The sequence below is a fragment of the Pseudomonas sp. M20 genome (assembly GCF_045037865.1).
Classification (GTDB): domain Bacteria; phylum Pseudomonadota; class Gammaproteobacteria; order Pseudomonadales; family Pseudomonadaceae; genus Aquipseudomonas.
In genome coordinates, this window is the sequence record NZ_CP173611.1 from 5232584 (window position 1) to 5246520 (window position 13937).

General features: G+C 62.3%; 14 protein-coding genes. All 14 read left to right on the forward strand.

Features of this window, described 5'->3' with window-relative positions:
* Positions 1-76: 76 nt before the first annotated feature.
* Positions 77-811, forward strand: coding sequence for a glycosyltransferase family 2 protein (locus ACI514_RS23145; RefSeq protein ID WP_160055163.1), 735 nt, complete (start codon positions 77-79; stop codon positions 809-811).
* Positions 808-1755, forward strand: a complete 948-nt coding sequence (locus tag ACI514_RS23150) for a glycosyl transferase (protein WP_150794116.1) — start codon at positions 808-810, stop codon at positions 1753-1755. Before ACI514_RS23145 ends, ACI514_RS23150 begins: the two co-directional genes overlap by 4 nt.
* Entirely contained in the window at positions 1736-3280 is a 1545-nt protein-coding gene (gene hutH, locus ACI514_RS23155) for a histidine ammonia-lyase (protein ID WP_405122453.1), read from the forward strand. Before ACI514_RS23150 ends, hutH begins: the two co-directional genes overlap by 20 nt.
* The gene (locus tag ACI514_RS23160; protein ID WP_160055157.1) at positions 3273-3698 is read left to right on the forward strand and encodes a thioesterase family protein; all 426 of its coding nucleotides are present in this window, start codon (positions 3273-3275) and stop codon (positions 3696-3698) included. Before hutH ends, ACI514_RS23160 begins: the two co-directional genes overlap by 8 nt.
* Positions 3695-4297 (forward strand): outer membrane lipoprotein carrier protein LolA, encoded by a 603-nt coding sequence (locus ACI514_RS23165; RefSeq protein ID WP_405122454.1) that lies wholly within the window; start codon positions 3695-3697, stop codon positions 4295-4297. Before ACI514_RS23160 ends, ACI514_RS23165 begins: the two co-directional genes overlap by 4 nt.
* On the forward strand, positions 4281-6620 hold the full coding sequence (locus tag ACI514_RS23170) for an MMPL family transporter (RefSeq protein ID WP_160055151.1): 2340 nt from the start codon (positions 4281-4283) through the stop codon (positions 6618-6620). The genes ACI514_RS23165 and ACI514_RS23170 overlap by 17 nt, the downstream gene beginning before the upstream one ends.
* A complete protein-coding gene (locus tag ACI514_RS23175) occupies positions 6617-7780 on the forward strand; it encodes a sodium:proton antiporter (protein ID WP_405122455.1) in 1164 nt (387 codons plus the stop codon). The genes ACI514_RS23170 and ACI514_RS23175 overlap by 4 nt, the downstream gene beginning before the upstream one ends.
* The gene (locus ACI514_RS23180) at positions 7767-9014 is read left to right on the forward strand and encodes an NAD(P)/FAD-dependent oxidoreductase (protein WP_405122456.1); all 1248 of its coding nucleotides are present in this window, start codon (positions 7767-7769) and stop codon (positions 9012-9014) included. Before ACI514_RS23175 ends, ACI514_RS23180 begins: the two co-directional genes overlap by 14 nt.
* The gene (locus ACI514_RS23185; RefSeq protein ID WP_405122457.1) at positions 9011-9736 is read left to right on the forward strand and encodes a class I SAM-dependent methyltransferase; all 726 of its coding nucleotides are present in this window, start codon (positions 9011-9013) and stop codon (positions 9734-9736) included. The genes ACI514_RS23180 and ACI514_RS23185 overlap by 4 nt, the downstream gene beginning before the upstream one ends.
* Before the next feature lie 140 nt (positions 9737-9876).
* Positions 9877-10332, forward strand: coding sequence for a hypothetical protein (locus ACI514_RS23190; RefSeq protein WP_405122458.1), 456 nt, complete (start codon positions 9877-9879; stop codon positions 10330-10332).
* The gene (locus tag ACI514_RS23195; protein WP_405122459.1) at positions 10329-11525 is read left to right on the forward strand and encodes a beta-ketoacyl-[acyl-carrier-protein] synthase family protein; all 1197 of its coding nucleotides are present in this window, start codon (positions 10329-10331) and stop codon (positions 11523-11525) included. Before ACI514_RS23190 ends, ACI514_RS23195 begins: the two co-directional genes overlap by 4 nt.
* Positions 11522-11986: a hotdog family protein gene (locus ACI514_RS23200; RefSeq protein WP_160055133.1), complete on the forward strand. Its 465-nt coding sequence runs from the start codon at positions 11522-11524 to the stop codon at positions 11984-11986. The genes ACI514_RS23195 and ACI514_RS23200 overlap by 4 nt, the downstream gene beginning before the upstream one ends.
* Positions 11979-12707 carry a 3-oxoacyl-ACP reductase FabG gene (fabG, locus tag ACI514_RS23205; protein ID WP_160055131.1) on the forward strand — a complete coding sequence of 243 codons (729 nt, stop codon included), beginning with the start codon at positions 11979-11981 and terminating at the stop codon, positions 12705-12707. The genes ACI514_RS23200 and fabG overlap by 8 nt, the downstream gene beginning before the upstream one ends.
* Positions 12707-13933: a beta-ketoacyl-ACP synthase gene (locus tag ACI514_RS23210; protein ID WP_405122460.1), complete on the forward strand. Its 1227-nt coding sequence runs from the start codon at positions 12707-12709 to the stop codon at positions 13931-13933. The genes fabG and ACI514_RS23210 overlap by 1 nt, the downstream gene beginning before the upstream one ends.
* The last annotated feature ends 4 nt before the right edge of the window (positions 13934-13937 follow it).

Sequence of the window (13937 nt, forward strand, 5' to 3'; positions counted from 1 at the left end):
CTTGGTGAGTGCTGCGCACTCAATCGCGAGCAGGCTCACTCCTACAGGGATCGCGGTTTTCCAATGGAGAACTGCTATGCATAACCCTTGCGCGGTGATCCCGGTTTATAACCACGAAACCGCGATCACCACGGTGGTCGACGCCCTGCTCGCGCAAGGCCTGCCGTGCATTCTGGTGGACGACGCCAGCACGCCATCCTGTGCCAGGGTTCTCGACGCACTGGCCGAGCGCGACAACGTGCATCTGGTGCGCCTGACCGCGAATCAGGGCAAGGGCGGTGCGGTGATGACCGGTTTGCGCGAAGCCTCACTATTGGGTTTCAGCCATGCGCTGCAGGTCGATGCCGACGGTCAGCACGACTTGCACGACGTGGCGCGTTTCGTCGAGGAATCCCGTGCCCATCCCGAGGCGATGATCTGCGGTTATCCGCTGTTCGACGAGAGTGTGCCGAAAGGCCGTTTGTACGCGCGCTACCTGACCCACGTGATGGTCTGGATCAACACGCTGTCACTGCAGATCCGCGATTCGATGTGCGGGTTTCGCGTCTATCCGCTGGCCCCGACGCTGGCGGTGATCGATTCGGCGAAAGTCGGCAAGCGCATGGATTTCGATTCGGACATTCTTGTACGCCTGTCGTGGCGCAATCAGCCGATGCGCTGGCTGCAAACCAGCGTGCACTACCCGCTGGACGGTGTGTCGCACTTCCGTCTGTTCCACGACAACGCACTGATTTCCAGCATGCACACACGGCTGTTTCTTGGCATGTTGCTGCGCTTCCCGGTGATCCTCTGGCGGCGGTGGCGAACATGACCAGCGAGACCGACAAGAAGCACTGGGCCGACCGCGAAGAACGCGGCAGTTTCCTGCTGATGAAATTCACCGCGTTCGCCGCCAAGGTCCTTGGTCGACGCCTGCTCAGCCCGTTGCTCTACGGCATCGTCCTGTACTTTTTCCTGTTCGGCCGCACCGCACGGCGCAGTGCCTGGCAATACCAGCAGCGCCTGGCCGCATGGAGCCAGCGCGACGCGTTGCGCCCGACGCATTGGCGAGTGTTCGGCCAGTTCATGGCCTTCGCCGATTCCATGCTCGACAAGCTCGACGTATGGAATGGCAAGCTCCGTATCGAACAGATCGAAATCATCGACCCGGCGCTGCTGCGCAACCAGTTGCGCGGCAGTCGCGGGCAACTGCTGGTCGGCGCTCACCTGGGCAATCTCGAAGTCTGTCGCGCACTGGCGGAGATCGGCGAAAAGGTCACTATGAACGTGCTGGTGCACACCAAACACGCCGAGCAATTCAACCGCCTGCTCGGTGAAGCCGGGGCGACCAATCTGCGCCTGATTCAGGTCAGCGAGCTCGACCCGGTGATCATGCTGCAACTGCACGAACGGCTGGAGCGCGGCGAGTGGCTGGCGATTGCCGGCGACCGCGTGCCGCTGCACGGCGGGCGCAGTGTCACCGTAGACTTTCTCGGCCACCCGGCGCCGTTCCCGCAAGGCCCGTGGCTGCTCGCCGGTTTGCTGAAATGCCCGGTCAATCTGCTGATGTGCCTCAAGCAACCGGACGGCCACTATCGATTGACCCTCGAGCCCTTCGCCGACGCCGTGGTATGGAAGCGCAGTGAGCGCGAGCAGGTCATTCATCAGTGGGCCACCCGCTATGCGCAGCGCCTGAGTCACTATTGCCTCGAAGCGCCGCAACAATGGTTCAACTTTTACCCTTTCTGGAAGACCGATGACGACGCCAACCCATGAGCCGGTAACCTTCGGCGAACGCCCATTGCGCATCGAAGACGTGCTGGCCCTGGCCAATCGTCAGGCGCCCGTGCAGTTGCAGAGCGACGCCGAGTATCGCGAGCGCATCGCCAAGGGCGCGCGGTTCCTTGATTCGCTGCTGGACAAGGAAGGCGTGATCTACGGCGTCACCACCGGTTACGGCGATTCCTGCGTGGTCGCGGTGCCGTTGCATCACGTCGAAGCGTTGCCGCGTCATCTCTACACCTTCCACGGTTGCGGGTTGGGCAAGCTGCTTGATGCGCAAGCCACTCGCGCGGTGCTCGCGGCACGTTTGCAGTCGTTGTGCCACGGCGTTTCCGGGGTACGCGTGGAACTGCTGGAGCGTCTGCACGCGTTTCTCGAATACGACATCCTGCCGCTGATTCCTGAAGAAGGCTCGGTGGGCGCCAGCGGCGATCTGACGCCGTTGTCTTACGTCGCCGCAACACTGTCCGGCGAGCGTGAAGTGATGTTCCGTGGCGAACGCCGTCAGGCGGCCGACGTGCATCGCGAACTGGGCTGGACGCCTTTGGTGCTGCGCCCGAAAGAAGCCTTGGCGCTGATGAACGGCACTGCGGTGATGACCGGCCTCGCCTGCCTGGCTTTCGCCCGCGCCGACTATCTGCTGCAACTGGCCACGCGCATCACCGCGCTCAATGTGGTCGCGCTGCAAGGCAACCCGGAGCACTTCGACGAACGCCTGTTCGCCGCCAAACCGCATCCGGGGCAAATGCAGGTCGCCGCGTGGCTGCGCAAGGATCTGGCGATCGACGCACCGACCGCGCCACTGCATCGATTGCAGGATCGCTATTCGCTGCGTTGCGCCCCGCATGTGCTTGGCGTGTTGGCCGACAGCCTGAACTGGCTGCGTTCGTTCATCGAAACCGAACTGAACAGCGCCAATGACAACCCGATCATCGACGCCGAAGCCGAGCGCGTGTTGCACGGCGGGCACTTCTACGGCGGCCATATCGCGTTCGCCATGGACAGCCTGAAAAACCTCGTGGCCAACGTTGCTGACCTGCTCGATCGGCAGCTCGCCTTGCTGGTGGATGAGCGCTACAACCACGGTCTGCCGAGCAACCTCTCCGGCGCCCCGGCGGATCGCGCGATGATCAACCATGGCTTCAAAGCCGTGCAGATCGGCACCAGCGCCTGGACCGCCGAAGCATTGAAAAACACCATGCCGGCCAGCGTGTTCTCGCGCTCCACCGAGTGCCACAACCAGGACAAAGTGAGCATGGGCACCATCGCCGCCCGCGATGCGATCCGTGTGCTGGAACTGACCGAACAGGTCGCCGCCGCGACATTGCTCGCCGCCAACCAAGGCGTGTGGCTGCGTGCTCAAGCGGAGGATGCCCGACCGCTGCCACCGTCACTGGCGGCAATGCACGAAGAACTCGCCAAGGACTTCCCGCCAGTTATCGAAGACCGCGCACTGGAAGGCGAATTGCGCCTCTGCCTGCAACACATCGCCGCGCAACACTGGAGGCTGCATGCGTAGCGCCGGAGTGCTTCACGCCGACACCGAAATCCTCGTGCCGTTTTTCGACGTCGACACCATGCACGTCGTCTGGCACGGCCATTACGTCAAGTATCTGGAAGTCGCGCGTTGCGCACTGCTGGACAAGATCGGCCACAACTACACGCAGATGCTCGAGTCGGGTTACGCCTGGCCGATCATCGACCTGCAATTGCGCTACGTGCGCGGTGCAGTGTTCGGTCAACGCCTGAACGTACGCGCCAGTCTGGTCGAGTGGGAAAACCGGCTGAAGATCAATTACCTGATCACCGACCTGCACAGCGGCGAACGCCTGACCCGCGCCAGCTCGGTGCAGGTCGCCGTTGAGGTGAGCAGTCGCGAGATGCAGCTGGCTTCGCCGAGGGTCTTCACCAATGCCGTGGAAAGGATGCTGCGATGAATGTATTTGTTAAAAGCCTGAGCGTGTTGGCGCTGCTGACGCTGTCGGCGCTGGCCAACGCCTTCGATCTGCAACAGCTCAGCGAACAACTGGCGAAACCGGACGTGATCCACGGCCAGTTCATCCAGGAAAAACACCTGCGTGCATTACCGCAGCCGCTGATCAGCAAGGGCCATTTCGTTCTGGCGAAAAACCACGGCCTGCTCTGGCTGCTGAAAACCCCGCTGCAGCAGGATTACCGCATCAGCGCCAAAGGCATCGCCCGCCGCGACGATAACGGCTGGCAATTGCTGCCGAACAAGAGCGCAGGGGCTGAACAGAACCGCTTGTTCCTCGCCGTGCTGCAAGGCGACAGCAGTGGCCTGCAACGCGACTTCGAACTGGCCCTGAGCGGTGATGCACAACAGTGGAAACTCACCCTGACGCCGCGCTCGCTGCTGCTCAAGCAAGTGTTCAACCAGATCAACATCGACGGCGGCGCGCTGGTGCAGACCATCGAACTGCTGGAAACCCAAGGCGACAGCACTGTGCTGCGCATGCAGGACAGCATCGCCAGTCAACCGTTGAGCGACGCGGAGCAACATGACTTTGCCGAGTGAACGCAGGCTGCCCTGGCTGTTTCTGATCCTGCTGCTGGCCGTCGTCGCGCTGGCCGGTTGGCAGTGGCGTGACGGTGCGCCGCTGTCGGCGAATTTGATGGAGCTGGTACCCGGCACTGACCCTGACGCTCTCGAACTGCGCGCCGAACAACGCATGCAGGAACCGCTCAACCGCGAAATGCTGGTTCTGGTCGGCCACACCGATCGCCAGCAAGCCGTCACCATGGCGCAGACCCTGGGTGAGCAATGGCAAGCCAGCGGGTTGTTCGAAAAAGTGCAGTGGAACCTGCAAGCGGATCTGCCGGCCCTGCGCACGCAACTGCTGCAAGGGCGGCTGGCGATGCTCTCGGCGGATGACCGGCAACTGCTGATCGAACACCCCGACGCCTTCATTCAGCAACGCGTGCAGGCCCTGTTCGATCCGTTCAGTGGTTTCAGTCTGGTGCCAAGTCAGGACGACTGGCTGGGCCTGACCGGGCGCATTCAGAACAGCCAGCCGCAGCACGGTTCGGTGCAACTGGACATCGGCAGCGGCGCGTTGATTGCCGATGCCGACGGCAAGAGCTGGGTGCTGCTGCGAGCGCGCACCACCGGCAACGCCTTCGACATGAACTTGCCGCTGCAAGTCGCCGCACTGCTGCAACACAGTCGCGAGCAGGCCGCGAAATCCGATGTGCAACTGCTCGCCGCCAGCGGCTTGCTGTACGCGGCCAACGGTCAGCAGCAAGCGACTCGTGAAATGACCTGGGTTGGCGGCGGCGCCACTGTCGGCATTCTGTTGCTGCTGTTGCTCGCTTTCCGTCGCTGGCGCGTGTTGCTGGCATTTGTGCCAGTGCTGGTCGGCATGTTGTTCGGTGCGGTGGCGTGTGTGGCGCTGTTTGGCCATATGCATGTGATGACACTGGTGCTAGGTTCCAGCCTGATCGGCGTGGCCGTGGATTATCCGCTGCATTATCTCTCGAAGAGCTGGAGCCTGAAGCCGTGGCGCAGTTGGCCAGCCTTGCGCTTGACCTTGTCGGGGCTGACCCTGAGCCTGATCACCAGCGCCATCGGTTATCTGGCGCTGGCATGGACGCCGTTCCCGGCGCTGACGCAAATCGCCGTGTTCTCTGCCGCAGGATTGCTCGGTGCGTATTTGTCGGCCGTCTGCCTGCTGCCAGCGCTACTGAGCAACGTCGAACTGCGGCCCGCACAATGGCCGTTGCATCTGGCCCAGCGCCTGGTCAATCTGCGCGAAAAACTTCTCGAACGCGTGCGCACACCGGTGTTGCTGGCGCTGCTGATCGCCTTCTGCGTGGGCGGTCTGGTTCAGTTGCAAAGCAAGAATGACATCCGCCAATGGGTCGGCGCTCCGCAACATCTGACCGACGAAGCGCAGGCCATCGCGCGCATCACCGGCTATCAGCCCACCAGCCAGTTCTTCCTCGTGCGCGCCGACAATCAGCAGCAATTGCTCGAACGGCAGGCCGCACTGAGCGAGCGTCTGCAGCAACTGGTCAACCTCGACAAGCTGCAAGGCTATCTGGCCCTCGATCAACTGGTCAGCCCACCGAACCAGCAAGAACAGGTGCGCGAGGCGTTGAACAAACTGCCGCAATACTGGCAGCCATTGCTCGACCTCGGTGTACCGCTCGCCGCCCTGCAAGCAGAACTGCAACAGCTGCAGACCGTGCCCGCTGAAGACATCGACGCGGCATTGGCCGGTCCACTTGGCGAGCCTTATCGCATGCTTTGGCTCGGCCCGAGCGAAGACGGCGTGGCGGCGATGACCAGCCTGCAAGGTTTTAACAACCCGGCGCTGCTGCGCGTGCAAGCGCTGGACTTGCCGGGGGTAATGCTGGTCAATCGCCTCGGTGAGTTGAACGAGGTTTTCGCCGCGACGCAGATCAGCGCCGCTGAACTGAAACTCGCTTCCTGCGCGTTGATCGTGCTGGTGCTGATGTTGCCGTTCGGTCTCGGCGGTGCGCTGCGCATCGTCGCCCTGCCGTTGCTCGCCGCGCTGTGCAGCCTCGCCAGTCTTGGCTGGCTTGGTCAGCCACTGACCCTGTTCAGCCTGTTCGGCCTGCTGCTGGTGACCGCAATCAGCGTCGACTACGCGATTCTCATGCGTGAACAAGTCGGTGGCGCAGCGGTGAGCCTGCTCGGCACCTTGCTGGCCGCTGTGACGACGTGGCTATCGTTTGGTTTGCTGGCGGTTTCCAGCACGCCGGCGGTGAGCAATTTCGGCCTGTCGGTGAGCCTCGGTCTGGCCTTCAGCTTCATGCTGGCGCCGTGGGCCGGACGCCACGAACACACCGCGACAGTCGCGGAGCCAGCGGCATGATGATCGTCGTTTTCTGGCTGCTGGCCATGGCCTTGTTCGCCGTGGCCACTCGTGTTGGCCGCCACTTTGGCCTGATTCCGATTGTCAGTCAGTTGCTCCTGGCCAGCTTCGGCTTGCCGCTGCTGATGTACTTCTGGATCGAACCGGGCTGGCAGCTCAGCGGCGCCGAACTGATCGCTCCAGACTGGCTGAAAAACCTCTACAGCCTGAGCTTTGCCCTGCTGCTCGGGCATATCCTCAGTGATGTGATTGATCTGAAACTCGATCGGCAGAGCGTGAAAATCGCCGTGCCGAGTTTTGCCGTGCCGTTCACTTGCGGCTTGGCGGCGGCTTACTGGCTACTGCCAACGCAACCGTGGCTCAACTCGCTGGCCTTAGGACTAGTATTCGCGATCACTGCGATCCCGGTGCTGTACCTGTATCTGCGACACATCGATTACCCGCCCGCCGCCACCCGGCGTCTGGTGCAAACCGCGATCCTCATTGATCTGACCTGCTGGACGCTGTTCGGCCTCGCCCAGGGCAGTCTGCATCTGAGCAGTCTGTTGCTGCCGCTGGGTTTCGCCTGTGTGCCACTGCTATTAAATCTGTTGCGTGTGCGTCGGCCGCTGACTTACAGCCTCGGTTTCTTTGCGCTGCTGGTGATGGCCGAGCATTACAAACTCAACGCGTTGATCTTCGGTATCGGCTACCTGCTGTGCATGGCCGCGCTGAAAGTGCCGCTGGTGCTACCGTTCCCGGCGCGCTGGATGAGCCGTTTGCAGACGTGGCTGGCAATCCCGCTGATCCTCACGTTCGGCATCGTCCAGATCGACGTGCACAGCGCCCTCGCCAGCCTCGGCGTGGTGCAATGGGCGGCGCTGCTGCTGTTGCCGATTGCCAGTAAACTGCTCGGCAACTGGCTCGGTCTCGGCTGGGCCGGCGCTTCGTTCGAAGGCGCCAGCCGCTGGCGCGAAAGCGTGCTGCTGAACATTCGTGGCCTCAGCGAAATCGTCTTTCTCAATCTGCTCTTGCAACAACAGCTCATCACCCCGGCGCTGTACTTCGCGCTGATGCTGATGGGCCTGATCGCGACGCTGCTACCGGCCCTGATCGGCCTGCATCGCGCGCCTTTGAATCTGCAACATCCTCTGCCCCGGAGTTCACGTGCCAATCGTTGAAATGGAATCCCGTCAGGTCGTGATCATCGGCGCCGGCCCTTCAGGCGCCATCGCCGCCGCGCTGCTCAAGCGCAAGGGCCACGATGTGCTGGTGCTCGAGCGCCAGCACTTCCCACGCTTTTCCATCGGCGAAAGTCTGCTCAGCCATTGCCTGGATTTCGTCGAAGAGGCCGGCATGCTCGACGCCGTCAATGCCGCCGGCTTCCAGCGCAAGACCGGCGCCGCATTCGCTTGGGGTGAGCGTTACAGCGCCTTCGATTTCAGCGAGACCTTTTCCGGCGGCAAACCGACCACGTTCCAGGTGCAGCGTGCCGACTTCGACAAACTGCTGGCTGATCAAGCGGCATTGCAGGGCTCGGAAATCCGCTACGGCGATGCCATCGTCAGCGTCGATTTCGAGCTGACGAAACCGCAGCTGGATGTGCGCCGCGAGGACGGCAGTGAGTACCGCGTTGAAGCGGATTTCGTCCTCGATGCCAGCGGCTACGGCCGCGTGTTGTCGCGACTGCTGGACCTGGAAGCACCGTCGAATTTCCCGGTGCGTCAGGCGGTGTTCACCCACGTCGAAGATCACATCGACAACCCGGCATTTGATCGCGAAAAAATTCTCGTCACCACTCATCCAGAGCACCGCGATATCTGGTTCTGGACGATCCCGTTCAGCAACGGCCGCTGCTCGGTGGGCGTTGTCGCGGCCGAGGAACACTTCAACGACCGCGACAGCGATCTGGATGCCTGCCTGCGCAGTTTCATTGCCGAGACGCCAAGTCTTGCCGGCGTATTGAACAACGCTGTCTGGGACACCCCGGCACGCACCCTCGGCGGTTACGCCGCCAATGTGAAGACCCTGCACGGGCCTGGTTTTGCCTTGCTCGGCAACGCGGCAGAATTTCTCGACCCGGTGTTCTCCTCCGGCGTGACCATCGCCATGCGCTCGGCGAGCATGGCGGCAGCGGTTTTGCACCGTCAGTTGCAGGGCGAAACCGTCGACTGGCAAAGCGAATTCGCCGAACCGCTCATGCGCGGCGTCGACACCTTTCGCTGCTACGTCGAGGGTTGGTACGCCGGCACCTTTCAGGACGTGATTTTCTATGAAGACAGCCAGGCGGAAATTCGCCGGATGATCTGCTCGATCCTCGCCGGGTACGCCTGGGACGAACGCAACCCGTTCGTCAGCGAAGCGCGCCGCCGCTTGAAGATGATTTCCGAACTCTGTGCAAAGGACGCCACATGAACTACTTGAGCGACAGCTACGTCGAGGAAACCCGCTTCGGTTTCTGGTTTCTGCGCAGCCACACCTGGCAGCACCACGTGTTGCGGGTGGCGATCAATGATTTACGCGGCTTGTTCAGTGAAGTGCCGCCGGAACATCCGGTGTTGCTGGATGCCGGTTGTGGTCAGGGCAAGTCGTTCGGTCATCTGCGCCAGACCTTTGCGCCACAGCGTTTGATCGGCGTAGATGCTGACCCGCACAGCCTTGAATTGAGCGGCGCAGAAGCGACGCGTCTGGATCTGGACGTGGAACTGATCGGCAGCGATTGCGCGACACTCAATGTGGCAGACGCCAGCGTTGACCTGCTGTTCTGCCACCAGACTTTTCATCATCTGGTCGAGCAGGAAAAGGCCCTGGCCGAGTTTTATCGGGTGCTGAAACCGGGTGGCTATCTGCTGTTCGCCGAGTCCACCGAGGCATACATTGATACGTGGGTGATCCGCTGGCTGTTCCGCCATCCGATGCACGTGCAGAAGAGTGCGGCGCAGTATTTGGAGATGATTCGCGGGCAGGGTTTCGAATTTGGCGAGGGCAATGTTTCCTACCCGTATCTGTGGTGGAGCCGGTCGAAGGATTTTGGCTTGCTGGAACGGTTTGGGTTGCGCAAGCCGAAGCCGTTTGGTGAGCGCGAAGAGACGTTGGTGAACGTTGTCGCGCGCAAGCCGCTTGAAGGTGATCGTTGATGCGACACATAACCTGTGGGAGCGAGCCTGCTCGCGAAAGCGGTGTGTCAGCCAGCCTCTTTGTTGAATGTGCCGGCGTCTTCGCGAGCAGGCTCGCTCCCACAGTGTCCGCGGTGTGGCGACTTTTTGTGGTCGGCGTGATGCTTCTGTTGAGTGCCTGCGCCAGCCAGGCGCCGCTACCGGCGAGCAACCCGACTTTACCGCTGCCCTTGCAACTGCACATCGAACGCCAACAAGCCGAACAACGCCAGGACTGGCTGCTGGTGATCCAGCGCGAAGGCCCGGGCATTCGCTGGTCGATGATGGACCCGCTGGGCATTCCCCAAGCGCGGCAGCAACTGATCGACGGCCATTGGCAGGCCGATGGGCTGCTGCCGCCGAACCCCGAAGCCCGAGAGCTGTTTGCCGCGCTGTTGTTCGCCCTGACCCCGTCCGGCGAGCTGCTGCGCAATTACCCCGCCGCACTGCAGCAGGGCCAGCAACGCGCCCTGCCGGCGCGCTGGGACATCCGTTATGCACAACCGTTGAGCTTCGAATTGAACCTGCCTCAAGGCCCGCACTATCGCGTTTCTCCGCTGGGTGAACCGACGCCATGACCGCTTACCTGAATGCCCTCGGCGTGATCTGCGCCCTCGGTCGCGACAAGTCGGAAATCGCCCGCAACCTGTTCGCCGGCGACTGCTCGGGCATGCGCCGAGAGTCCGGCTGGGTGGCGGAGCGTGAGTTGCCGGTGGCCGCCGTCCACGGCGAACTGGCGCCGATCCCGGCAGAACTCGCCGATCAGCGCAGTCGCAATAATCAGCTGTTGCTGGAAGCGGCATTGCAGATTCGCGATGACATCGATCAAGCGATCCAGACCTTTGGCCGCGAGCGCATTGGCGTGGTGCTCGGCACCAGCACTTCGGGCATCGACGAGGCCAGCCGTGGTCTGGCGCACTACATTCGCGAACAGCAGTTCCCGGCAGAATACGATTATCGGCAACAGGAACTCGGCGCCCCGGCCAATTTTCTCGCCGACTGGCTGCAACTGAGCGGCCCGGCCTATGTGATTTCCACGGCGTGCACCTCCAGCGCCCGCGCATTGATGAGCGCTCAGCGTCTGCTCGACCTGGGCTTGTGCGACGCGGTGCTGTGCGGCGGCGTCGACAGTTTGTGCAAACTGACCCTCAACGGTTTCTCGTCACTCGAAGCGATATCCGACGAGCGCTGCAATCCGTTCTCGGCCAACCGTAGCGGCATCAACATCGGCGAAGCGGCGGTGCTGTTCGTGATGAGCAAACAACAGGGCGACGGCCCGGCCATTGCCTTGCTCGGCGCCGGCGCCAGTTCCGACGCCCATCACATTTCCGCCCCTGAACCGACCGGGCGCGGCGCCCTGCAAGCGATGCAGAAGGCCTTGAACCGCGCGCACCTGCAGGCAACGCAGATCAACTACCTGAACCTGCACGGCACCGCCACCCAGCACAACGACGCCATGGAAAGCCTGGCGGTTGCCATCCTGTTTCCCGAAGGCGTCGCCTGTTCCTCGACCAAACCGATGACCGGCCACACCCTCGGTGCGGCCGGTGCGCTGGAAGCAGCGTTCTGCTGGCTGAGCCTGAGCGCCGAAAACCCCGACCACGCCTTGCCGCCACACGTCTGGGATGCTCAGGCCGATCCCGCGTTGCCACTGCTGAACTGGGTGACCGCGAGCGAACGCCTGACGTCCATTGCACCCCGCTACCTGATGAGCAACTCGTTTGCCTTCGGCGGCAATAACGTCAGCCTGATTATCGGAGACGCCCCATGACGGCCTGGCCGCTCGCCGAACTGCTGCCCCATGCGGGCGACATGATTCTGATCGACAGCATCCTCAGCTTTGACGAGGAGCAGATCTTCACCCGCCTCACGGTCAAGCCCGAAGGCTTGTTCAGCCTGCCCGACGGCAGCCTGCCGGCGTGGGTCGGCGTCGAACTGATGGCACAGAGCGTCGCCGCGTTTGCCGGTTGCCACGCGCGACTCAAAGGCAATCCGGTGGAGCTGGGTTTCCTGCTCGGCACGCGCAGGTTCGAATGCAACGTCGAAGCCTTTCCCGCCGGTAGCGATCTGACCATTCATGGTCTGCGCTCGCTGGAAGACGACAACGGCATGGGCGTATTCGAATGTCATATACACGGCGCCGGCATTCACGCCAGCGCACGCCTGAACGTGTTCCGTCCGCCTCAGGTCACTCAATATCTGCAACAGACACAGGAGTCGAACCATGACTGAATCCGTACTGGTCACCGGCTCCAGCCGTGGCATCGGCCGCGCCATTGCCTTGCGTCTGGCGCAGGCCGGGCACGATATCGTCCTGCATTGCCGCAGCGGCATGGCCGAAGCACAAGCCGTTCAGGCTGAAGTCGAAGCGCTGGGCCGCAAGGCGCGGATCCTGCAATTCGACGTCGCCGACCGCGAGACCTGCAAAACCATTCTGGAAACCGACGTCGAAACCCATGGCGCCTATTACGGTGTTGTGTTGAATGCCGGCCTGACCCGTGACGGTGCGTTCCCAGCGCTGAGCGACGACGATTGGGACGTAGTTTTACGCACCAACCTCGACGGTTTCTACAACGTTCTGCACCCGGTGATGATGCCGATGATCCGCCGCCGCGCCGCCGGTCGCATTGTCTGCATCACCTCGGTGTCGGGGCTGATCGGCAACCGTGGCCAAGTCAACTACAGCGCCTCCAAGGCCGGGGTGATCGGCGCGGCAAAGGCGTTGGCGATCGAGCTGGGCAAGCGCAAAATCACGGTTAACTGCGTCGCGCCGGGCCTGATCGACACGGCGATGCTCGACGAAAACGTGCCGGTGGAAGAATTGATGAAAATGATCCCCGCGCAACGCATGGGTACCCCGGAAGAGGTCGCCAGTGCGGTGAATTTCCTGATGTCGGCGGAAGCCTCGTACATCACCCGTCAGGTTCTGGCGGTCAACGGAGGCTTGTGCTGATGAAGCGCGTCGTCGTCACCGGCATGGCCGGCATTACCTCGCTGGGCAGCGACTGGCAGACCATCGCCGGCAACTTCGCGGCTAACCGCAGCGGCATTCGCCGGATGGACGAGTGGGATCGTTTCAGCGAACTCAACACGCGCCTGGCCGGGCCGATCGATGATTTTGCAGTGCCTGCGCACTGGACCCGCAAGCAACTGCGCAGCATGGGCCGGGTGTCGCGTCTCGCGGTGGGCGCGGCAGAACAGGCACTCACCGACGCTGGACTGCTCGGTGATCCTTCGATCCAGGACGGGCGCATGGGTGTGGCCTGCGGCTCGTCCACCGGCAGCACCGACGAGATCAAAGCATTCGGCAACATGCTGCTCAACTCGGTCGCCGAAGGCCTAAACGCCAACTCCTACGTGCGGATGATGCCGCACACCACCGCCGCCAACATCAGCATCTTCTTTGGCCTCACCGGTCGTTTGATCCCGACGTCCAGCGCTTGCACCAGCGGCAGTCAAGGCATCGGTTACGCCTACGAGGCGATCAAGTTCGGGCGTCTGCCGTTGATGCTCGCCGGCGGCGCCGAAGAGCTGTGCCCGACCGAAGCCATGGTCTTCGACGCACTCTACGCCACCAGCCTGAAAAACGATGCGCCGCAGACCAGCCCACGCCCATATGACAAGGGCCGCGATGGCCTGGTGATCGGTGAAGGTGGCGGCATGCTCGTGCTCGAAGAGCTGGAACACGCCCTCGCTCGCGGTGCGCACATCCACGCCGAGATCGTCGGCTTCGGCAGCAACGCCGACGGCCAACACACCACGCGCCCGGAACAAGTGACCATGCGTCGTGCAATGGAACTGGCGCTGGAAGACGCCGGCCTCACGCCGGACGCCATCGGTTATGTAAATGGCCACGGCACGGCTACAGAACAGGGCGACATTGCCGAAACACTGGCGACCAGCAGTTTGTTTGGCGAACGCATGCCGATCAGCTCGCAGAAGAGCTTCCTCGGCCACACCCTCGGCGCCTGCGGCGCGCTGGAGTCGTGGTTCAGCATCGAGATGATGAATCGCGACCTGTACGTGCACACCTTCAACCTCGACGAGGTCGATCCGCACTGCGGCAAACTCGATTACCTGCGCGGTGAGTTCCGCCAGATGCATCACGACTACGTGATGAACAACAATTTCGCTTTTGGTGGCGTCAACACCTCGTTGATTTTCCGCCGCTGGCACTGACCGC